This window comes from Streptomyces sp. NPDC006610 (assembly GCF_040611575.1).
Lineage (GTDB): Bacteria > Actinomycetota > Actinomycetes > Streptomycetales > Streptomycetaceae > Streptomyces.
The window spans coordinates 78584-97857 of sequence record NZ_JBEXOP010000020.1; the positions used below are offsets into that span (position 1 = coordinate 78584).

Genomic DNA, 19274 nt, shown 5'->3' on the forward strand with positions numbered 1-19274 from the left:
CCCTGCCGACCCGCACCCGGCCGGATGCCACCGCACCGGCCGGGCCGCCGGATCGCCGCCCGCACCGGCCGGACGTCCACGGGCCAGACCCGGCCACACACCACGGCCCCCGCCCTGCCGACCCGCACCCGACCGCATCCGCACGGACCGGCACAGCCCCGGCATCCGCCGACCGAAGCCCGCCGGCCCGCACCTGCCCTGCCCACCGGACCACCTGGCCACCAGCCACCAGCCACCAGCCACCAGCCACCAGCCGACCCTCGCCCTCCCCGGCCCCCGCGCCCCGCCCCGCCAAGGGCACCCCGCCCCTCACCCCAACGCGGCCACCTTCTCCCGGTACATCCGCACCGGCGCCGCGTCCTTGTACGGCTCCAGCCTGCGCTCGAAGTCCCTGACGTACTCCACCGCCCGCACGGACCGCATCTCCGACGCCTGGGCCGCCGCCTCGGCCGCGAGGCGGCAGGCCTGTTCGAGTTCACCGAGACCCAGGCGGGCGGTGGCCAGGACGACGCGGCAGAACAGGCGGCTGCGGGCGTACGCGGGCGCGCGCAGTTGCAGGGAGCGCTCGGCGTGCTGTGCGGCGGCGCGGAACTGCTGCAGGTCCCGGTGGCAGTGGCCGAACTCGTCGGCGAGTTGCGCCTCGTCGAAGAAGCGGGCCCAGTGCGGCACCTCGTCGCCGGGCCGGGCCGCGGCCAGCGCGCGCTCGGCGCGGGCCAGGCTCGCGGTGCACGCCCGCACCTCGCCGAGCACCCCGTGCGCCCGGGCCTCCGCGGCGTGCAGCAGCGCCAGCACCGCGGGGGGCGCGGCGCCGCCGATGCCCTGCTGGGCGACGCGGGCGAGCTGCACCGCCTCCCGGCCGTGCCCGAGGTAGACGGCCTGCCGGCTCATGGTGACCAGCACGTACGCGCCGTACGCCCGGTCGCCGGCCGCCTGGGAGAGCCGCAGCGCCTGGACGAAGTACCGCTGCGCGAGGCCGTGCGCGGCGATGTCGTACGACGTCCAGCCGGCGAGCCGGGTGAGGTCGGCCGCGGCGGCGAACAGGCGCCGGCCGGTCTGCTCGCCGTAGACGCCGCGCAGCATCGGCTCGCACTCGTGTTCCAGATAGCGCACCAAGGCCTGGCGGGCGTGGCCGCCGCCGTAGGCGTCGTCCAGGCTGCGGAACAGCTCGCCGACCGAGCGCAGCGCGGCGAGGTCCCCGGCGGTGACCCGCTGGGCGGCGGAGTGGTCGGCCCGGCCCCGCGGGACGCCGGGCACGAGCGGCGCCGGGGGCCGGGGCGCGCCCGGACGCCCCTGCGCCGGCACCCGTGCGGTCGGCTCGCCGCGCGCGACCCTCTCGTCGGCCCGCCCGATCAGCCAGTCCCGGCTCGGCACCACCAGCCCGGCGGGCGTGAACGCGATCTTGCGCAGCTCGGCGTGGCTGCCCGAGTCCTTGCGCCACAGCCCGCTGACGATGTCCACGGCCTCCTCGGGCCCGGCCGCGAACTCCAGCCCCGCGTACACGGGCGCGCAGGCGTCGAGGCCCAGGTCCTGCGCCGTGAGGCGGCGCCCCAGCCGCCGGGTGAACACCTCGGCGATCAGCGCGGGCGTGGCCCCTCTCGGCTGCTGACCGCGCAGCCACCGGGTGACCGAGGTCTTGTCGTATCTGAGATCGAGTCCGTGCTCCAGGCCCAGCTGGTCGACACGACGAGCCAGACCCGCGTTGGAGAATCCCGCCTCCGCGATGAGCGCGGCGAGCCGGCGGTTGGGAGTGCGCTGCGCGGGTCGTTCCGTCATCTGCGGTGCGATCTCCTGCCTGCGGTCACCCGGCGGCGGACCGCCCGGATCCCGGATTGCCTGTGAGCAGCCCTGATGGCCTCGTGAACGGCGCGAATGTAGCGGAGAGTGAGCGTCCGATCGCACATCTCGACGTGCATTCATCCGATCGTGTGAGGATTGGCCCCGGGGCTGACGCACAGTGCGCAGTCGTACAGTGGCGTAGGCGCCTTTCGCGCCTGACGACCGAGGGAGGCGCTTGCCGTGAGTGAGTTGCGGTTCGTCCGGATGGGATTCGGCGCGGACGCCGTGGAGTACCGGGAGGCGTGGGACGAGCAGCGCCGGGTGCACGCGGCCCGGTTCGCCGACGAGATCCCCGACACCGTCCTGCTGCTGGAACACCCGCCGGTCTACACCGCCGGCCGCCGCACCGCGGACAGCGAGCGCCCCCTGGACGGCACCCCGGTCGTGGACGTCGACCGCGGCGGCAGGATCACCTGGCACGGCCCCGGCCAGCTCGTCGGCTACCCGATCCAGAAGCTGCCCCGCCCGGTGGACGTGGTGGCGCACGTACGGCGTCTGGAGGAGGCCCTGATCCGCGCCTGCGCGGAGTTCGGTCTGGAGACCACCCGGGTGGAGGGCCGCAGCGGCGTCTGGGTCCTCGGCGACCCGGTCGAGCGGCGCCCCGCGCTCGGGGGCCTCTCCCTCGACTTCGACCCCCGCCTCCAGGACGAGGAGTTCGACCCCCGGCTCAACGGCCCCGAGTACGCGCCCTCCAACGCCGGCCAGCGCCGCGAGGACCGCAAGATCGCGGCGATCGGCATCCGGGTCGCCAAGGGCGTCACCATGCACGGCTTCGCGCTGAACGTGAACCCCGACAACGCGTGGTTCGACCGCATCATCCCGTGCGGCATCCGCGACGCGGGCGTCACCTCGCTGGCGAACGAACTCGGCCGCGACGTGACCGTCCACGAGGTGCTGCCGGTCGTCGAGCGGCACCTGCGGGACGTCCTGGAGAACGCGGACCTCAAGCCGCGGCGGATCGAGCCCGCGACCGCCTGAGCCCGCCGCCCGCGGCCGCCCCGGAATGCATCCCCGCATCCCGCGGTTGGCCTGACGGAAAGGCCCGTCGAACACGGGCGTACCCTGGTGTACGCCGAAGAATCGAAGCACAGGGAGCCGATGTGTCCGCAGTCGCACCCGACGGACGCAAGATGCTGCGCCTGGAGGTCCGCAACAGCCAGACCCCCATCGAGCGCAAGCCCGAGTGGATCAAGACCCGGGCGAAAATGGGCCCCGAGTACACCAAGATGCAGAACCTCGTCAAAAGCGAGGGCCTGCACACGGTCTGCCAGGAAGCCGGCTGTCCCAACATCTACGAGTGCTGGGAGGACCGCGAGGCGACCTTCCTCATCGGCGGCGACCAGTGCACCCGGCGCTGCGACTTCTGCCAGATCGACACCGGCAGGCCCGAGGCGCTCGACCGCGACGAGCCCCGCCGCGTCGGCGAGTCCGTGGTCACCATGGACCTGAACTACGCCACCATCACCGGCGTCGCCCGCGACGACCTGGAGGACGGCGGCGCGTGGCTGTACGCCGAGACCGTGCGCCAGATCCACCGGCAGACGGCGGGCCGCGAGGCCGGCCGCACCAAGGTCGAGCTGCTCGCCCCCGACTTCAACGCCGTCCCGGAGCTGCTGCGGGAGGTCTTCGAGTCCCGCCCCGAGGTCTTCGCGCACAACGTCGAGACGGTCCCGCGCATCTTCAAGCGCATCCGCCCCGGCTTCCGCTACGACCGCTCCCTGAAGGTGATCACCGAGGCCCGCGACTTCGGCCTGGTCACCAAGTCGAACCTGATCCTCGGCATGGGCGAGACCCGCGAGGAGGTCAGCGACGCGCTCCGGCAGCTGCACGACGCCGGCTGCGAGCTGATCACCATCACCCAGTACCTGCGCCCCTCCGTGCGCCACCACCCGGTGGAGCGCTGGGTGAAGCCGCAGGAGTTCGTGGAGCTGAAGGAGGAGGCCGAGCAGCTCGGCTTCTCCGGTGTGATGTCCGGCCCGCTGGTGCGCTCCTCGTACCGCGCCGGACGGCTGTACCGGATGGCCGTGGAGAAGCGGGGCGCGTTCGTCGCCACCCAGGCGGTCTGACGGCGGCGGCCTGACGAGCCGTCACTTCCCCGGCGCGCCCCGGGCGGTTGAACGATCCGGGCACCCTGTGAATTCGCGCACAAGACGCTACCCACCAGTAGTGGCCGATACGACGCGGCCCCGACCGTCCTCGCAGCTGGGGACGCCGGTCGGGGCCGCGCCGCCGTTCACGGACCCCGAATCGGGCCTTCATGCCCGTTTGACCGGTCGGTCACGTCCTGGTAACACCAACGAGTGACCCTTGACGCACACCACGTACCTCCGCACCCGGAGCCGTACCGAGGGGGGACCTCCACCATGCAGGCCGCACCCGTCCGCGCCACCGCCATCCCGTCCGTCACCGGCGCCCTGCGCGCCGTCGAGTCGCTGCTGCTCGCCGGCGGCCAGCGCACCGCCCGCCGCAACGCGTGGAACTCCGTGCTGGAGGACCGCCGCCGGGCCAAGGACCGGGTCGAGGCGCAGCGGATCCTGGAGCGGGCGGACGCCGCCCGGACACTGCCGTCGTAGGCGCTCCGGGGTACACGTAGACTTCATTGCATGGCGAGGAAGGAAACCGCAGCGGACGCTGCGAACCCCGGGCGACTGAAGCAGATCGCTCTGACCTACAAGATGACCCGCAAGGCCGACAAGAAGATCGGTCTTGTACTCGCGGCTGTCGGAATCGTCACCTTCGGTGTCTTCCTCGCGATCGGTTTCTTGATCGGGCACCCCATCTATCTCGGCATCCTGGGCCTGCTCGTCGCCTTCCTCGCGACGGCCATCGTCTTCGGGCGCCGGGCCGAGCGGGCGGCCTTCGGGCAGATGGAGGGCCAGCCGGGCGCCGCAGCGGCCGTGCTGGACAACATCGGCCGAGGCTGGACGACCACGCCCGCGGTGGCGATGAACCGCAACCAGGACGTGGTGCACCGGGCCGTCGGCAAGGCCGGCATCGTGCTGGTCGCCGAGGGGAACCCGAACCGGGTCAAGAGCCTGCTCGCGGCCGAGAAGAAGAAGATGAACCGCATCGTGGCGGACGTGCCGGTGCACGACCTGATCGTGGGCAAGGGCGAGGGCACGGTCGAGCTGACGAAGCTGCGCACGACCATGCTGAAGCTGCCGCGGGTGCTGACCGGCCCCCAGGTGACCGCGACCAACGACCGGCTGCGCGCGCTGGGCGACCTGATGAGCAACATGCCGCTGCCGAAGGGCCCGATGCCCAAGGGCATGCGGATGCCGCGGGGCGGACCACGGGCTCGCTGAGGCCGGCGACGAACAGCAACAGGAAAGGGCGCCCGCACCGGGCGCCCTTTCCTGTTTCCTGTTTTCCCGTTGCTGTTCCCGGTCTTTCTTCCTGCGCCTACATCCGGACTTCCACGGTGCCGGCGAGCCGGTCGTGCAGGCCGCGGCCGTCGCGGTCCCAGACGAGGGCGGGGATCGCCAGGCACAGCAGGGCGGTGCGCAGCAGGGCGCGGCCGGGGTGGACCATGCCGGTGGCGAGGGTGACCACGCGCAGTCCGAGGATCCGCTTACCCGGCGTGCAGCCGATGGTGCCGACGGTGAGGACGCTCATCACGAAGAAGATGAGCAGGGTCCAGTTGGAGGTGGCCTGACCGTAGCCGTCAGTGATGAGACCGTATGCGATCAAGAGGCACAGGCCCCAGTCCACGGCCAGTGCGGCGAGCCTGCGTCCCGGCCGGGCGATCGAGTTCGGCCCGTCCTCCGGGAGACCCAGTTGCTGACCGCGGTATCCGACGTCGGCGCCGGCTTCCTCCATGGCCGCGCGGGGTCCGGAGAGCCATGATCCGATTGCTTGCCTCTTGTCCACCCGACCACGGTACTGCGGGCGGGTCCGCCCGAGGCACCCCGGGGTGCGCAAGCGTTACCGTGGAACGGGGCTGGTTAACTTCTGCGAAACAAATGGGTCACGCACGAGAAATGACGCGTCCCTAGGGTCGAGGCAGCGTGTGCCACCGCACTGGCAGCACGAACGAACTACCACCCCGGCAGGACGGTCGGGAGTAGGAGGAGCTGGATGTTCCAGAACGCCGACGAGGCCAAGAAGTTCATCGCGGACGAGGACGTCAAGTTCGTCGACGTCCGCTTCTGCGACCTGCCGGGCGTCATGCAGCACTTCACGATCCCCGCTGCGGCGTTCGACCCGGACGAGGAGCTGGCCTTCGACGGATCCTCGATCCGCGGCTTCCAGGCCATCCACGAGTCCGACATGGCGCTGCGCGCCGACCTGTCGACCGCCCGCGTGGACCCGTTCCGCCGGGACAAGACGGTCAACATCAACTTCTTCATCCACGACCCGATCACCGGCGAGCAGTACTCCCGTGACCCGCGGAACGTGGCGAAGAAGGCCGAGGCCTACCTGGCGTCGACCGGCATCGCCGACACGGCGTTCTTCGGCCCCGAGGCCGAGTTCTACGTCTTCGACAGCGTGCGCTTCAAGACCGCCGAGAACGAGTCGTACTACCACATCGACTCGGAGGCCGGCGCCTGGAACACCGGTGCGCTCGAGGACAACCGCGGTTACAAGGTCCGCTACAAGGGCGGCTACTTCCCGGCCCCGCCGGTCGACCACTTCGCCGACCTGCGCGCCGAGATCTCCCTGGAGCTGGAGAAGGCCGGCCTGCAGGTCGAGCGCCAGCACCACGAGGTGGGCACCGCCGGCCAGGCCGAGATCAACTACAAGTTCAACACGCTGCTCGCCGCGGCCGACGACCTCCAGCTCTTCAAGTACATCGTGAAGAACGTCGCCTGGCGCAACGGCAAGACCGCGACCTTCATGCCGAAGCCGATCTTCGGCGACAACGGCTCGGGCATGCACGTCCACCAGTCGCTGTGGAGCAACGGCGACCCGCTGTTCTACGACGAGCAGGGCTACGCCGGCCTGTCGGACACCGCCCGCTACTACATCGGCGGCATCCTCAAGCACGCCCCGTCGCTGCTGGCCTTCACCAACCCGACGGTGAACTCGTACCACCGCCTGGTCCCGGGCTTCGAGGCCCCGGTGAACCTCGTGTACTCGCAGCGCAACCGCTCCGCGGCCATGCGCATCCCGATCACGGGCTCCAACCCGAAGGCCAAGCGCGTCGAGTTCCGCGCGCCGGACTCCTCCGGCAACCCGTACCTGGCCTTCTCGGCGCTGCTGCTCGCGGGCCTGGACGGCATCAAGAACAAGATCGAGCCGGCCGAGCCGATCGACAAGGACCTCTACGAGCTGGCTCCCGAGGAGCACGCGGGCGTCCCCCAGGTCCCGACCTCCCTCGGCGCGGTCCTCGACTCCCTCGAGGCCGACCACGAGTTCCTCCTCCAGGGCGACGTCTTCACGTCCGACCTGATCGAGACGTGGATCGACTACAAGCGCACGAACGAGATCGCTCCGCTGCAGCTGCGGCCGCACCCGCACGAGTTCGAGCTGTACTTCGACGTCTAAACCGTCTGAACACGCCGCAACACCGCTGCACCGGGATCGCCGCTGCACTGACCGAGCCCCTGCCGCTCCTCACCCGGGCGGCAGGGGCTCGGCCGTGCGCCGGCGGGATTTCCGTCGGCAGAATGAGCTCCATGACCGCAGACCAGCCCGCGACGTTCGCGCTGCCGCGCGGTGCCACGGGCTTCGTCGGGCCGAAGGGCGGGCCGCTGCCGGAAACCGACCTGCGGGCCTTTCGGACGGCGCTGCATGCGGCCGCCCGCGCGGCCGGAGGCCGGGTAGGCGAGATGGAGACCCGGGTGTACCCCCGCACGTTCCACACCGCGTCGGTCGTCGAGGGCACGGGCGAGTGCGTCGTCCTGTGCCACGCCCACCACCCCTGGATTGCCGTCGCCCAGGAACGCCGGGACTGGTACACCGAGGAGTTCCTCGCACCGCCGCCGTGGGCCCGCACCTTTTCCGACCTGGGGTTCGCCGTGCTCGATGGTGCGCAGCTCACTCTGCCGCTCTCGGACGTCGACACCTCGGTCCTCACCCGGGACGAGTGGCGCCGCATTCGCTGCCACCGCATCACCACACTGGGCGGACTGCTCTTCAACTCATGGGACTGACCCCCGGGTTACGCTCGGCCGTGTCCGGGCCGTGTCCGGGCCGTGGAGCCGTCGGAGGGCCCGACGATTCCCGCACGGCGACGGCGTGCCGGGACGAGCAGTCAGGGGGACAGTGGGGGTGGGTCTCGTGGGACAGCGTGAAGGCGACGGGCTTGCGCGGCTGCGGGCGGCGCTGGACGGCGTGGGCGTGGGCTGGGGCGAGGTGGCGGAGTACGAGGAGCTGGGCGGTGGCACGTACAACACCGTGTTCCGGGTGCGCCTGGCCGGCCGGCCGGGGCTGGTGGTGAAGCTCGCGCCGGCTTCCGGCTCCCCCGGGCTGCGGTACGAGCGGGGCATCCTCGCGACCGAGGCCCGGTTCTACGCGCTGGCGGGCGAGGTCGCGGGGGTGGAGACGCCGGCCGCGCTGCCGTCGGCCGGCGGGGACGGCGTATCCCCTGATCACCTGGTGATGACGGAGTGCGCCGGGACCCCCTGGCACGCCCTCGGGGACCGGATCGGCGCCATCGAGCGGGCCCCGCTGCGCAGGGAACTGGGGCGGTGGACGGCCGCCCTGCACACGATCACCGGGGACGCGTTCGGCTACCCCGCCGAGCCGTGGGGGCCGCTGCGCGCGACCTGGCGGGAGGCGTTCCTGGAGATGGTCGGCGCGGTGCTCGACGACGCCGGACGGTTCGGCGTGCCGCTCCCCCGGCCGGCGCGGGAGATCCGGGGGCTGTTCGCCTCGCGCGGCCCGCTGCTGGACGAGGTGACCGTCCCGGTGCTGGTCCACTTCGACCTCTGGGACGGCAACATCCTGGTCGACCGGGGCGACGGCGGGCCGCGCCTGAGCGCGCTGATCGACGCCGAGCGGGCGTTCTGGGGCGATCCGCTGGCCGAGTTCGTGTCCCTGGCGCTCTTCGGCGACATCGAGGAGGACGACGCCTTCCTCGGCGGGTACCGGTCGGGCGGCGGCCCGGCGGTCATCGACGCCGCGGCCCGGGAGCGTCTGGCGCTGTACCGGGCCTATCTGTATCTGATCATGTGGGTGGAGGCGGTCCCCCGCGGATTCGGCGCCGAGCATCGCGACTGGCTGCGTCAGGCGGTCGTCCGGCCGCTCACGGCGGTGCTCGACGCCTGGGCCGTCGAGCACCGGCGGGAAGGCGCGTGAGCGGGCGGCGGCGGCCGATCTGACAGCCCCCCGCCATGGGGACTAGTGTTCTATTCAGGCGTACGGCGACGAGATCTCCGGGGGAAGCGGACATGCCCGAGCGCGAGCACGAGGACGGCCGGGAGCGGGAGTTCGATCTCCGCTGGGCCGATGCCGCCGAGCACAAGGAGCCCTCGGCGCGGGCCCGGATGCTGGCGGCGCGGTGGAAGCACGACCCGCCCGGTCCCGTGCCGTTCCGGCCCGATCCGGAGTCGGTGGCGCACCGGCGGTCGGGGTGGGTGTCGACGGTCGTGGTGCTGGGGTGCGTCGTCGCGGTGATCCTGCTGCTGGGATACGTCAATTTCCGGGCTCCGTACTGAGCGGGCGGGGGCCTTCCATGAGTGAGCCTCGGTACATCGCGGCGGCGGAGCGCCGGGCGCGGCTGGGCGTGCGGCAGCTGCTGGCGCCTTCGGCGCGGGCAGGGCGGCCGGAGGAGGTCGCGGAGGCGCTCGTCGCGCTGCACGGCACCGACCCCGCGAGCGTGTACCTGTCGGTGGGCGCGCGGCTGAAGGACGCGGCGGAGACCGTCGCGGAGACCGGGCGGGCGCTGTACGGCGAGCGGACGCTGGTGCGGATGCACGGGATGCGGCACACCGTGTTCGTCTTCCCGGCCGCGCTGACCGCCGTCGTGCACGCCTCGACGGGCCTCGCGGTCGCCGCACGCGAACGGGCCGCGCTCCTGAAGGACATGGCGAAGGCCGGGGCGCCGGACGCGGTGTGGCTGAAGGAGGTCGAGGAGTCGGCACTGGCGGCGCTGGCCCGGCGCGGCGAGGCGACCGCGAGCGAACTCGCCGAGGACGAGCCGCGGTTGAGGGAGCAGTTCGTCTACGCGGCCGGCAAGAGCTACGAGGGCGTGCACACCGTCTCCACGCGGCTGCTGAAGGTGCTGGGCGTGGAGGGGAAGGTCGTACGCGGGCGTCCGCTCGGATCCTGGACGTCCAGCCAGTTCCGGTGGGCGCCCGCGCCCGAGCATCCGGAGCTGGATGTCGCCGAGGCGCAGGCGTCGCTGCTGCGCCGCTGGCTGGCGGTGGCCGGCCCGGCGACGGAGGCCGACCTAAAGTGGTGGACGGGGTGGCGGGTCACCGAGGTGCGGCGGGCGCTGGCCGCGATCGGGGCCGAGGAGGTGCGGCTGGACGAGGGGCCGGGGTACGTCCTGGAGGGCGACGCCGGGCCGGTGGAGTGCGAGGAACCGTGGGCGGCCCTGCTCCCCGCCCTCGACCCCGCGCCGATGGCCCGACAGCACCGCGACTGGTTCCTCGCCCCCGGGCTCCGGGCGGCCCTGTTCGACCGCAGCGGCAACGTGGGGCCGACCGTGTGGTGGAACGGCCGCGTGGTGGGCGGCTGGGCCCAGCGGGCGGACGGGGAGATCGTCTGGCGGATGCTCGACGGCGAGGGCGCGGGCCGGGATGCGGAGGCGGCGGTCGCCGCCGAGGCTGAGCGGCTGCGCGCCTGGGTCGGCGGGACCAGGATCACGCCGCGGTTCCGGACGCCGCTGGAGCGGGAGTTGGCGACGGGCTGAGACGGGGGCGCCCCCGTGCGGGGGCGCCCGGTGTCCTCGGTCAGCGGGAGTAACGCATCAGGGCCCGGACCATGTGGCACGTCGTGTCCGACGGCGGGTGGATTCCGATCTCTTCCGCGGTGGAGCGGATCGTCTCGTCGCGGGCCTGGTTCGGCACGTAGACGCCCGCGTCGAGCAGGGCTATGGCCAGGCGCATCGCCTTCAGCCGGCGGTTGTGCGTCACGTACCACTCGCGCGGCCTGCCGGGCGGCAGCGGACGCTTCTTCACGGGGGCGTGGGGCAGGTCGAACAACGGCTTCTGCTTCAGGGCGGCAGCGGGCACAGGCATCCTCCTGTCGCGGTCAGGGCACCGCCCGGAAGTCCCGGCGGCACCCTCGAACACTGCTTCCAGTTTAGTGCCCGGCACTGACAATCAGGGGGTCCAGGACGTCCAGCGAAACGCCTGTTCAGCGGCCAACTGTCACGGGGTTGCGCAGGGTTGGAGAGGGGAGTGCGAGGTGGTGCCAAATTCGAACAGAGGGCCTCTGGCGGGTGCCGTCGCCCCGTCAACGTGAACCGGAACAGTCGCCACACACCGGCGACTTCCGCTCTAAACGCTCATAACCTTGGGCAACTCGCTCCAGGGATCGCTTTACAGGGGGGGCGATCAGACCGCGGCGGACCAGGGGCCCGACAGCAGGGCCCGACCGCGTCGAACCGCCGGCCACCGAGCGAGAGACGGACGTCATGAGCATGATCCAGACAGGCAAGCTGCAGCTGAACTCCACGAGCGCCGCGGTGGTGACGGGCGGGGACACCTCGACCTTCACCCAGGTCACCTTTCCCGCGCCCTTCCCCGACAACGCGGCGGTGATCGTCGTGCCGTTCGTCCAGACCTTCAACGGTCCGGAGACCCCGGGCCTGCGCATCGCCGACGTCACGCCCACGGGCTTCAAGATCCGCCTGAACGAACTCGTGGGCGGCGGCAAGGCGATCTCCGACGGCATGCACGCCTCCGAGACCGTCGGCTGGATCGCCACCACCGTCTAGGTGCCGGCCCGGAGGGGAGGGGCACGACTTCGGGGAAGGGGCACGGCGACCTTCCCCGAGCGCTCCGGCACACCTCTTCGCCACCGACAAAGCCCCTGGCCACAAGGGCTGTCGAGGACTCCGTGGCGTACCGTGGGGCGCATGGAGATCTGGATCAACCCGGCATGTTCCAAGTGCCGCAGCGCCGTCAAGCTGCTCGACGCCGAGGGGGCCGAGTACACCGTCCGGCGGTACCTGGAGGACGTGCCGAGCGAGGACGAGATCAGGGACGTGCTGGAGCGGCTCGGGCTGGAGCCGTGGGACATCGCCCGGACCCAGGAGGCCGAGGCCAGGGAACTGGGCGTGAAGGACTGGCCCCGGGACGCCGGCGCGCGCGACCGGTGGGTCAGGGCCCTCGCCGAGCATCCCCGGCTCATCCAGCGGCCCATCATCACCGCGGACGACGGTACGGCCGTCGTCGCCCGCACGGACGACGCCGTACGGGATGCTCTGTCCCGGTAGGCAGGGGAACACCGGGTTCGCAACTGTTTGCCGGGCGGCGGGAGTTGGGGCGGTCACTGCTGTTACCCTCCGCCGCCATGGACTCTGGTGATCATGGAACGGCCCGGACCGTCGTCGTCGGCACGACCTGCGCCCTGCTGCTCGCCGCCCTCGTCGCGGGCGGCGTTCTCCACACCGGCGAGGCGGACGGCGGCTCGCCCGCGGCGGTTCCGTCCGTCACCGCCTCCCCGCCGTCCGGCGCGCCCTCCGACGGACTCTCCGGCACGCCCTCCGCGCTTCCCTCCCTGCTCGCCCGCCCCGCGATCAGACCCGAACAGGCCTTTCCGCAGCGCGGCGTGCGACTGGCGGACGGTTCCCGGTACGACCGGGTCGACCTCGTCACCACCACTGACTGCGCCCGCGCCGTCTCCCCCGGGCTGGCCTCCCTCCTGGACCGGGGCGAGGGCTGCGCCCGGCTCACCGCCGCCCTGTTCACCGACGTGGAACGGCGCTCCCGGGTGACGGTCACCGTGCTGAGCATGCGGCGCGTCGAGGACGCCTCGACGGTGTTCGCCATGGCATCCCTGGACCCGGTGACGTACCGGGTGGTCTCGCTCGATCCGCCGCCCGAGGCCGGGATGCCGACGGTGCCGCCCGGGTCGGCGGGGGTGTTCCGGCGGCTGATGACCGTGCGGTCCGTCGTGTTCGCCAACGGGCAGTGGGGCGACGGCTCGGAGCGCGACGAAGCCGCGATCACCCGGCAGACGGAAGGGCTGCTCCAGTACGTCAACGACGGGGTGGCGGCGTACGAGGAGGGCGGGGGGCACGAGAGTGCCGGGGGAGCCTGAGGGAGCGGGGATCACCGCCCAGGCAGCGCGGGCAAGCAGGCAGCGCGGGCTCGGGAGGTACGGGCGTGCAAGGCGCGTGTGACGCACGTTAGCTCCGCCGCTTCCGTGACCGCCGAGCAACCTCGTTCGGTATCTCGTACATGACGGTGTACGCTCCCCTACCTCCCAGGAGGCGCGCATGTCGCGCAGGAGAACTCTCAGTACGCGGGAAAAGCCGGCGCTGCTGGCCGGCGCGGCGACGGTGGCCGGCAGCGGCGCCTTCGTCATGGCGAGCACCTCGAACGCGGCGCAGTCCGCCGACGACTCCGGCGTCTGCCGGGGCTCGCCACCGCCCTCGGCAACAGCCAGCGGTTCATCGACGGCCAGCGGGCCGCTCCGGACGCGCAGTCCGCGGCGCGGATCGCCAACCGCAAGGCGGTGATCGCCGAGATCGAGCGCAAGCAGGAGGCTTCCGGGTGCGTGGTCGAAGAGGCCGTCGGAGGGACGACGGAGGGGACGGGCGGAGCGGGTGGAGCGGCCGGGGCGGGTGGAGCGGCCGGGGGGGTCGGCTCAGGACTCCCAGACCGGGCAGCCCGCCCCAGCCCGAGCAGCCCGACCAGCCGTCCCAGCCGGCCGCCCTCGGTGACGGCGCCGCCTTCGAACAGGTCCGCGAACCCGGTAAGTTCCTGATCCGCCGGGCCGTGATCGAGAAGGCGGGGTGACGTCCGGCCGCTGAGACCGGTGCGGCGCGACTGCTCGTTCCCGGCTCATTCCCATCGCATACGAGCCGCCGCCCCGCGCCCGTCCGCCGGCGCGCGGGGGCGTCTTCCGCGCGTCCGTGCACCCGGCGGACGCCTCACAGCGTGAAACGCGCCACACGACTACCAGGTAACACGGGGTTCACATTCGGGCAATGACCGGGAAATCGCCTGTTGACAGGCTTCCGGGCACACAACGCGGCGCCTCAGTGCCGCAGCGCCGCAGCACCCGCAAGCCCTGACCCACCCCCGAAGGAAGTGGCCCGTGACCTTCAAGGCTGAGTACATCTGGATCGACGGCACCCAGCCGACCGCCAAGCTCCGCTCCAAGACGAAGATCCTGGCGGACGACGCCAAGGGCGCGGAGCTGCCGATCTGGGGCTTCGACGGGTCCTCCACGAACCAGGCCGAGGGCCACGCCTCGGACCGTGTCCTCAAGCCGGTCTTCTCCTGCCCGGACCCGATCCGCGGCGGCGACGACGTCCTCGTCCTGTGCGAGGTCCTCAACATCGACATGACGCCGCACGAGTCCAACACCCGTGCCGCGCTCACCGAGGTCGCCGAGAAGTTCGCCGCGCAGGAGCCGATCTTCGGCATCGAGCAGGAGTACACCTTCTTCGACGGTTCGCGTCCGCTGGGCTTCCCCGAGGGCGGCTTCCCGGCCCCGCAGGGCGGCTACTACTGCGGCGTCGGCGCCGACGAGATCTTCGGCCGCGAGGTCGTCGAGGCCCACCTCGACAACTGCCTGAAGGCGGGTCTGGGCATCTCCGGCATCAACGCCGAGGTCATGCCGGGCCAGTGGGAGTTCCAGGTCGGCCCGCTGTCGCCGCTGGAGGTCTCCGACCAGCTGTGGGTCGCCCGCTGGCTGCTCTACCGCACCGCCGAGGACTTCGGCATCTCCGCCACCCTCGACCCCAAGCCGGTCAAGGGCGACTGGAACGGCGCCGGCGCGCACACCAACTTCTCCACCAAGGCGATGCGCGAGGGCTACGACGCCATCATCACCGCCTGCGAGTCGCTCGGCGAGGGCTCCAAGCCGCTGGACCACGTCAAGAACTACGGCGCCGGCATCGACGACCGTCTGACGGGCCTGCACGAGACCGCCCCGTGGAACGAGTACTCCTACGGCGTCTCCAACCGCGGCGCCTCGGTCCGCATCCCGTGGCAGGTCGAGAAGGACGGCAAGGGCTACATCGAGGACCGCCGTCCGAACGCCAACGTCGACCCGTACGTGGTGACCCGCCTGCTCGTCGACACCTGCTGCTCCGCGCTGGAGAAGGCCGGCCAGGTCTGATCCGGGCCCCGTACAGCTCCTTCGAAGAGGCGTCCGCCCTTGCGGTGGACGCCTCTTCGGCGTATTCCCGGGGACGAGGATCTGCTTCAATGGGGGGCATGGCCAGTTTCCAGAAGTACGACGCGACGGGTCGCCATGACCTCGAGCCCTTCTGGCCTTCCCGTCAGCACCACGACTTCGACCGGGTGTGTTGCCGCGCGATGACCGCGCCGGCCCTCTGAAGCCGTTCCACCGGCCCCCGGCCTGCGCGACACGACGTACGTCCACATCCGACGCACCTCTCGCGCGAAAGAGCTGACCCGTCATGGCGACCGTCCGTTCCCTGTCCTCCGTACCCGCTCCCGCTTCCGTTCCCGCTGCCGTCCCGGAGACGACGTCCTCCCCGGCGTCCTTCCTGCCGCCCGGGGCCACCTGGTTCCCCGCCCCGCAGCACGCCCTGCCCGCCCTTCCCGGCCGGCCGCCCATGGTCGGTTACCTGGTCCTCGTGCCGGCGGACCAGGCCCCGCCGTTCCGGCCCGTCGCCGTACCCGCACCGGCGCCCGCGCCCGCTCCCCCGGCCGCCCATGACGACGACGGCCTCCCGCACGGCGGCGAACCGCCCGTCCGCATCGACGCCGTGCGCCGCACCGCCGAGGTCGACGGGCGTGAACTCGACCTCACCTACCTGGAGTTCGAGCTGCTCGCCCATCTCGTCGCGCACCCCCACCGGGTGCACACCCGCGACCATCTGGTGAGCACGGTGTGGGGGTACGGCCACGTCGGCGACGGCCGCACGGTCGACGTCCACATCGCGCGCATCCGCCGCAAGCTGGGCGCACAGCACCGCGACACCATCCGCACCGTCCGCCGGGTCGGCTACAAGTACGCCCCGCCGGCCTGACCGCCGCCGACGGCCCGGTCATTCGTCCGACGGGCGGCGGCCCGGTCTCCCAATGACGGCCCGTTCGTCCGCCGACCGCCCGGTCTTCCGGTGACGGCACGGTCATTCGGTGGCGGTCCAGTCATTCGGTGAGGCACGGTCATTCGTCCGGCCGCAGCCCGGTCGTCCGCCGGCCGCCCGTTCGTCTGCTGACGGCAGATCCCCGTTCCCCGGCCCTCCCCCACCGGGCAGAGTCACCCGCATGAGACTTCTGATGCTGGGCGGGACGGAGTTCGCGGGGCGGGCCGTCGTGGAGGCGGCGCTGGCCCGGGGCTGGGACGTGACCGTCTTCCACCGGGGACGGCACCAGGCGCCGCCCGGCGTGCGCGTGCTGCACGGCGACCGCACCGCCCCCGGCGGGCTCGCCGCCCTCGACGAGGCGGGCGGGGCCGGGGACTGGGACGCCGTCGTGGACACCTGGTCGGCCGAGCCGCGCGCGGTGCGGGACACGGCGCGGCTGCTGCGGGACCGGGCCGGACGGTACGCGTACGTGTCGAGCTGCTCGGTGTACGCATGGCCACGCCCCGCCGGGTACGACGAGGACGCTCCGCTGGTGGAGGGCGCGTCCGCCGACGCCGTGGCCACCGACTACGCGCGGGACAAGCTGGGCGGCGAGCTGGGCACCGTGGAGGCCTTCGGGGCGGAGCGTTCGCTGCTGGTGCGGGCGGGGCTGCTCCTCGGGCCGTACGAGAACGTCGGCCGGCTGCCGTGGTGGCTGAACCGGATCGCCCGGGGCGGCCCGGTGCTCGCGCCGGGTCCGCGTGACCTGCCCCTGCAGTTCGTGGACGTCCGCGACCTCGCCGAGTGGACCCTGGACGCGGTCGAGGGCGGGCTGAGCGGACCGTACAACCTCGCCGGACCCCAGGGACACACCACGACCGGCGAGCTGCTGGAGGCCTGCGTGCGGGCGACCGGCGCGGCGGCCGAGCTGCGCTGGACCTCGCCCGAGGCCGTGCTGGCGGCCGGCGTCGAGCCGTGGACGCAGCTGCCGGTCTGGGTGCCGCCGGACAGCGAACTCCACGACGGCGTGCACCGGTTGGACGTCTCCCGCGCCCTCGCGGCGGGACTGCGCTGCCGTCCGGCCGCCGAGACCGTCGCCGACACCTGGAGCTGGCTGTGCGCTCTCGGCGGCCGTGCCCCGCAGCGCCCGGACCGGACCGTGAAGGGCCTGGACCCGGAGCTGGAGGCCGAGATCCTCGCCGCCGGGGACGACGCCACGGACGGGGGTGGGGCTGGCACCACCGTGTGACCGGTGGCCCGGCCCAGTGACCGGTCCCGGCCGCTCGACCAGACTGGCGTCATGACCACGGAGAAGAACAACGGCGGCGCGCCGACGGCCCGCAGGGACACGCGGGCCGCCGCGCTGGCCGCCGTACGGGGGCTTGGCCTGGCGCTGGTGTCGTTGCCGGTGGCGGTGTTCTGTCTGACACTGTCGCTGGTGTCCATCGCGCTGATACCGGTCGGCGTCGGCATCGTCACCACCCCCTGGATCCTGACGGGCGTGCGGGCGTTCGCCAACTGGCGGCGGGTGCTGGCCGCGGAGTGGGCAGGCGTGCGGATCCCGGCGCGGTACCGGCCGGTCCCGCCGGACGCCAACCCGTGGGCGCGCACCTTCACCATGCTGCGCGACCCGGCGACCTGGCGGGACCTGGGCTGGCTGTGGGTGGACACGACGGCCGGGTTCTTCACCGCGCTGCTCCCGGCGATGATGTTCCTCTATCCGCTGGAGGGGTTCGCGATAGCGGCGGGGGTGTGGCGGGTGCTGCCCGACCCGTACTGGTACGGCTTCGTGCCGGTGACCGGACAGGCGAGCGCGCTGGGCGCCGCGGGGCTCGGCGCGGCGGTGCTGATCCTCGCCCACCGGTTCGCGCCCGCCGTATTGACCGGGCACTTCCGGCTCACCCGGGCGGTGCTCGGTTCGCACCAGGGTGAACTGGCCGAGCGGGTCAAGGTCCTGACCGAGACACGGCAGGTCGCCGTCGACTCCTCCGCCGCCGAACTGCGCCGCATAGAACGCGACCTGCACGACGGGGCGCAGGCCCGGCTGGTCGCCATGGGCATGGACCTCGGCACCGTCGAGATGCTGCTCGACAAGGACCCTCAGCAGGCGAAGGCGCTGCTCGCGCAGGCCCGCCGCTCCTCCGCCGAGGCCCTGGCCGAACTGCGCGACCTGGTGCGCGGCATCCATCCCCCGGTCCTCGCCGAACGCGGACTGGGCGATGCGATACGGGCCTTGGCGCTGCGGCTGCCCATCGCCACGGAGGTGACCGTCGACCTGGACGGGCGGGCGCAGGCGCCGGTCGAGTCGGCCGCGTACTTCGCCGTGAGCGAGGTGCTCACCAACGCGGTCAAGCACGCGGACGCCGAGCGGATCTGGATCGACGTGCACCACACGGACGGGCGGCTGCGCATCGGCGTCACCGACGACGGCAGGGGCGGCGCGGTGATCGAGGCGGGCTCCGGGCTGGCCGGGGTGGAGCGGCGGCTGGGTACATTCGACGGCGTCCTCGCCGTCAGCAGCCCGGCCGGCGGCCCCACCATGGTCACCATGGAGATTCCGTGCGCGTTGTCCTAGCCGAAGACCTGTTCCTGCTCCGCGACGGGCTGGTCCGGCTGCTGGAGGCCTACGACTTCGAGATCGCCGCCGCCGTCGAGACCGGCCCCGAACTGGACCGGGCACTGGCCGAGTCGGAGCCGGACGTGGCGGTGGTGGACGTTAGGCTGCCGCCGACGCTCACCGACGAGGGCCTGCAGTGCGCGCTGCGGGCGCGCCGGGCACGCCCGGGCTTTCCGGTGCTGGTGCTGTCCCAGCACGTCGAGCAGCTGTACGCGCGCGAGCTGCTCGCCGACGGCAGCGGCGGGGTCGGCTACCTGCTCAAGGACCGGGTGTTCGACGCGGAGCAGTTCGTGGACGCGGTGCGCCGGGTCGCGGCGGGGGGTACGGCGATGGACCCGCAGGTCATCCAGCAGTTGCTGGCCCGGCGGGCGGCCGACGACCGTCCCCTGGCCCGGCTGACGCCCCGCGAGCGGGAGGTGCTGGAGCTGATGGCGCAGGGGCGGTCCAACGCGGCGATCGCGGCGCAGCTGGTGGTGACGGAGCGGGCGATCGCCAAGCACACCTCCAACATCTTCGCCAAGCTCGGGCTGGAGGTGTCGGACGACGACAACCGCCGCGTCCTGGCCGTACTGGCCTATCTGGACCACGGCCGCTGAATGCCGGGCGAACCCCTGTGGTCACCGCCGAGTTGAGGACCAGTCCCGGCCACGGCTGAACACTGCCGCCCACGGCCGCGTATGGAAGGGAGCCGCTTCACTCCTGTCGGGCGCCTCG

The 19274-nt window shown here is 72.4% G+C and carries 21 protein-coding genes and 1 pseudogene; 19 read left to right on the forward strand and 3 right to left on the reverse strand.

Translation table 11 applies throughout. The annotated features are described in order from the left end of the window. Positions 1-309: 309 nt before the first annotated feature. Positions 310-1773: a regulator gene (locus tag ABZY13_RS18165; protein WP_356631780.1), complete on the reverse strand. Its 1464-nt coding sequence runs from the start codon at positions 1771-1773 to the stop codon at positions 310-312. A 243-nt stretch (positions 1774-2016) separates the two neighbouring features. Here ABZY13_RS18165 and lipB point away from each other — a divergent pair, with 243 nt between their 5' ends. The 4 genes from lipB (at position 2017) to ABZY13_RS18185 (ending at position 5141) form a co-directional block, all read left to right on the forward strand. After that, positions 2017-2814 carry a lipoyl(octanoyl) transferase LipB gene (gene lipB, locus ABZY13_RS18170; protein WP_356631782.1) on the forward strand — a complete coding sequence of 266 codons (798 nt, stop codon included), beginning with the start codon at positions 2017-2019 and terminating at the stop codon, positions 2812-2814. A 122-nt stretch (positions 2815-2936) separates the two neighbouring features. Next, on the forward strand, positions 2937-3902 hold the full coding sequence (gene lipA / locus ABZY13_RS18175; RefSeq protein ID WP_356631784.1) for a lipoyl synthase: 966 nt from the start codon (positions 2937-2939) through the stop codon (positions 3900-3902). Between the two features lie 297 nt (positions 3903-4199). Further along, positions 4200-4409 (forward strand): hypothetical protein, encoded by a 210-nt coding sequence (locus ABZY13_RS18180; RefSeq protein WP_356631786.1) that lies wholly within the window; start codon positions 4200-4202, stop codon positions 4407-4409. A gap of 30 nt (positions 4410-4439) precedes the next feature. Continuing rightward, positions 4440-5141: a DUF4191 domain-containing protein gene (locus tag ABZY13_RS18185; protein ID WP_356631788.1), complete on the forward strand. Its 702-nt coding sequence runs from the start codon at positions 4440-4442 to the stop codon at positions 5139-5141. A gap of 97 nt (positions 5142-5238) precedes the next feature. Here ABZY13_RS18185 and ABZY13_RS18190 read toward each other — a convergent pair whose 3' ends face one another. Further along, the gene (locus ABZY13_RS18190) at positions 5239-5706 is read right to left on the reverse strand and encodes an RDD family protein (RefSeq protein ID WP_356631790.1); all 468 of its coding nucleotides are present in this window, start codon (positions 5704-5706) and stop codon (positions 5239-5241) included. Positions 5707-5913: 207 nt separating this feature from the next. Here ABZY13_RS18190 and glnA point away from each other — a divergent pair, with 207 nt between their 5' ends. The 5 genes from glnA to ABZY13_RS18215 all read left to right on the forward strand — a co-directional run bounded on the left by glnA (position 5914) and on the right by ABZY13_RS18215 (position 10636). Next, the gene (glnA, locus tag ABZY13_RS18195; RefSeq protein WP_356631792.1) at positions 5914-7323 is read left to right on the forward strand and encodes a type I glutamate--ammonia ligase; all 1410 of its coding nucleotides are present in this window, start codon (positions 5914-5916) and stop codon (positions 7321-7323) included. Positions 7324-7454: 131 nt separating this feature from the next. Beyond that, a complete protein-coding gene (locus ABZY13_RS18200) occupies positions 7455-7931 on the forward strand; it encodes a hypothetical protein (protein WP_356631794.1) in 477 nt (158 codons plus the stop codon). 127 nt (positions 7932-8058) lie between these two features. After that, positions 8059-9078 (forward strand): aminoglycoside phosphotransferase family protein, encoded by a 1020-nt coding sequence (locus ABZY13_RS18205; protein ID WP_356631796.1) that lies wholly within the window; start codon positions 8059-8061, stop codon positions 9076-9078. Positions 9079-9170: 92 nt separating this feature from the next. Continuing rightward, a complete protein-coding gene (locus tag ABZY13_RS18210; RefSeq protein WP_356631798.1) occupies positions 9171-9437 on the forward strand; it encodes a hypothetical protein in 267 nt (88 codons plus the stop codon). Positions 9438-9454: 17 nt separating this feature from the next. Next, entirely contained in the window at positions 9455-10636 is a 1182-nt protein-coding gene (locus tag ABZY13_RS18215; protein ID WP_356631800.1) for a winged helix DNA-binding domain-containing protein, read from the forward strand. Positions 10637-10676: 40 nt separating this feature from the next. On the opposite strand, the gene ABZY13_RS18220 is transcribed toward ABZY13_RS18215, so the two are convergent. Further along, positions 10677-10964: a hypothetical protein gene (locus ABZY13_RS18220; RefSeq protein ID WP_356631802.1), complete on the reverse strand. Its 288-nt coding sequence runs from the start codon at positions 10962-10964 to the stop codon at positions 10677-10679. A 404-nt stretch (positions 10965-11368) separates the two neighbouring features. Between ABZY13_RS18220 and ABZY13_RS18225 the strand changes: the two genes are divergently transcribed. The 10 genes and pseudogenes from ABZY13_RS18225 (at position 11369) to ABZY13_RS18270 (ending at position 19156) form a co-directional block, all read left to right on the forward strand. Continuing rightward, the gene (locus ABZY13_RS18225; RefSeq protein WP_356631804.1) at positions 11369-11665 is read left to right on the forward strand and encodes a hypothetical protein; all 297 of its coding nucleotides are present in this window, start codon (positions 11369-11371) and stop codon (positions 11663-11665) included. Between the two features lie 141 nt (positions 11666-11806). Beyond that, complete coding sequence (locus ABZY13_RS18230; protein WP_356631806.1) at positions 11807-12166, forward strand: ArsC/Spx/MgsR family protein; 360 nt, start codon at positions 11807-11809, stop codon at positions 12164-12166. A gap of 77 nt (positions 12167-12243) precedes the next feature. After that, entirely contained in the window at positions 12244-12993 is a 750-nt protein-coding gene (locus ABZY13_RS18235; RefSeq protein WP_356631808.1) for a hypothetical protein, read from the forward strand. A 178-nt stretch (positions 12994-13171) separates the two neighbouring features. Continuing rightward, a pseudogene (locus tag ABZY13_RS18240) lies at positions 13172-13694 on the forward strand (hypothetical protein). A gap of 301 nt (positions 13695-13995) precedes the next feature. Then, positions 13996-15024: a glutamine synthetase gene (glnII, locus tag ABZY13_RS18245; RefSeq protein WP_356631810.1), complete on the forward strand. Its 1029-nt coding sequence runs from the start codon at positions 13996-13998 to the stop codon at positions 15022-15024. 98 nt (positions 15025-15122) lie between these two features. Further along, entirely contained in the window at positions 15123-15245 is a 123-nt protein-coding gene (locus ABZY13_RS18250; protein WP_356631812.1) for a hypothetical protein, read from the forward strand. A gap of 83 nt (positions 15246-15328) precedes the next feature. Next, the gene (locus ABZY13_RS18255) at positions 15329-15904 is read left to right on the forward strand and encodes a winged helix-turn-helix domain-containing protein (protein WP_356631814.1); all 576 of its coding nucleotides are present in this window, start codon (positions 15329-15331) and stop codon (positions 15902-15904) included. Between the two features lie 241 nt (positions 15905-16145). After that, positions 16146-17192, forward strand: a complete 1047-nt coding sequence (locus ABZY13_RS18260) for an NAD-dependent epimerase/dehydratase family protein (RefSeq protein ID WP_356631816.1) — start codon at positions 16146-16148, stop codon at positions 17190-17192. A 51-nt stretch (positions 17193-17243) separates the two neighbouring features. After that, complete coding sequence (locus tag ABZY13_RS18265; RefSeq protein WP_356631818.1) at positions 17244-18518, forward strand: sensor histidine kinase; 1275 nt, start codon at positions 17244-17246, stop codon at positions 18516-18518. Beyond that, positions 18503-19156: a response regulator transcription factor gene (locus tag ABZY13_RS18270; RefSeq protein ID WP_356631820.1), complete on the forward strand. Its 654-nt coding sequence runs from the start codon at positions 18503-18505 to the stop codon at positions 19154-19156. The genes ABZY13_RS18265 and ABZY13_RS18270 overlap by 16 nt, the downstream gene beginning before the upstream one ends. Positions 19157-19274: the final 118 nt, after the last annotated feature.

Bases quoted from the DNA above. Each gene is read 5' to 3' on its own strand.
- ABZY13_RS18250 (WP_356631812.1), top strand. From the start codon at position 15,123: ATGGCCAGTTTCCAGAAGTACGACGCGACGGGTCGCCATGACCTCGAG.
- ABZY13_RS18230 (WP_356631806.1), top strand. From the start codon at position 11,807: ATGGAGATCTGGATCAACCCGGCATGTTCCAAGTGCCGCAGCGCCGTC.
- ABZY13_RS18215 (WP_356631800.1), top strand. From the start codon at position 9,455: ATGAGTGAGCCTCGGTACATCGCGGCGGCGGAGCGCCGGGCGCGGCTG.
- ABZY13_RS18200 (WP_356631794.1), top strand. From the start codon at position 7,455: ATGACCGCAGACCAGCCCGCGACGTTCGCGCTGCCGCGCGGTGCCACG.
- ABZY13_RS18255 (WP_356631814.1), top strand. From the start codon at position 15,329: ATGGCGACCGTCCGTTCCCTGTCCTCCGTACCCGCTCCCGCTTCCGTT.
- ABZY13_RS18265 (WP_356631818.1), top strand. From the start codon at position 17,244: ATGACCACGGAGAAGAACAACGGCGGCGCGCCGACGGCCCGCAGGGAC.
- ABZY13_RS18210 (WP_356631798.1), top strand. From the start codon at position 9,171: ATGCCCGAGCGCGAGCACGAGGACGGCCGGGAGCGGGAGTTCGATCTC.
- ABZY13_RS18180 (WP_356631786.1), top strand. From the start codon at position 4,200: ATGCAGGCCGCACCCGTCCGCGCCACCGCCATCCCGTCCGTCACCGGC.
- ABZY13_RS18260 (WP_356631816.1), top strand. From the start codon at position 16,146: ATGAGACTTCTGATGCTGGGCGGGACGGAGTTCGCGGGGCGGGCCGTC.
- ABZY13_RS18220 (WP_356631802.1), bottom strand. From the start codon at position 10,964: ATGCCTGTGCCCGCTGCCGCCCTGAAGCAGAAGCCGTTGTTCGACCTG.
- ABZY13_RS18235 (WP_356631808.1), top strand. From the start codon at position 12,244: ATGGACTCTGGTGATCATGGAACGGCCCGGACCGTCGTCGTCGGCACG.
- ABZY13_RS18225 (WP_356631804.1), top strand. From the start codon at position 11,369: ATGATCCAGACAGGCAAGCTGCAGCTGAACTCCACGAGCGCCGCGGTG.
- glnA (WP_356631792.1), top strand. From the start codon at position 5,914: ATGTTCCAGAACGCCGACGAGGCCAAGAAGTTCATCGCGGACGAGGAC.
- ABZY13_RS18165 (WP_356631780.1), bottom strand. From the start codon at position 1,773: ATGACGGAACGACCCGCGCAGCGCACTCCCAACCGCCGGCTCGCCGCG.
- ABZY13_RS18185 (WP_356631788.1), top strand. From the start codon at position 4,440: ATGGCGAGGAAGGAAACCGCAGCGGACGCTGCGAACCCCGGGCGACTG.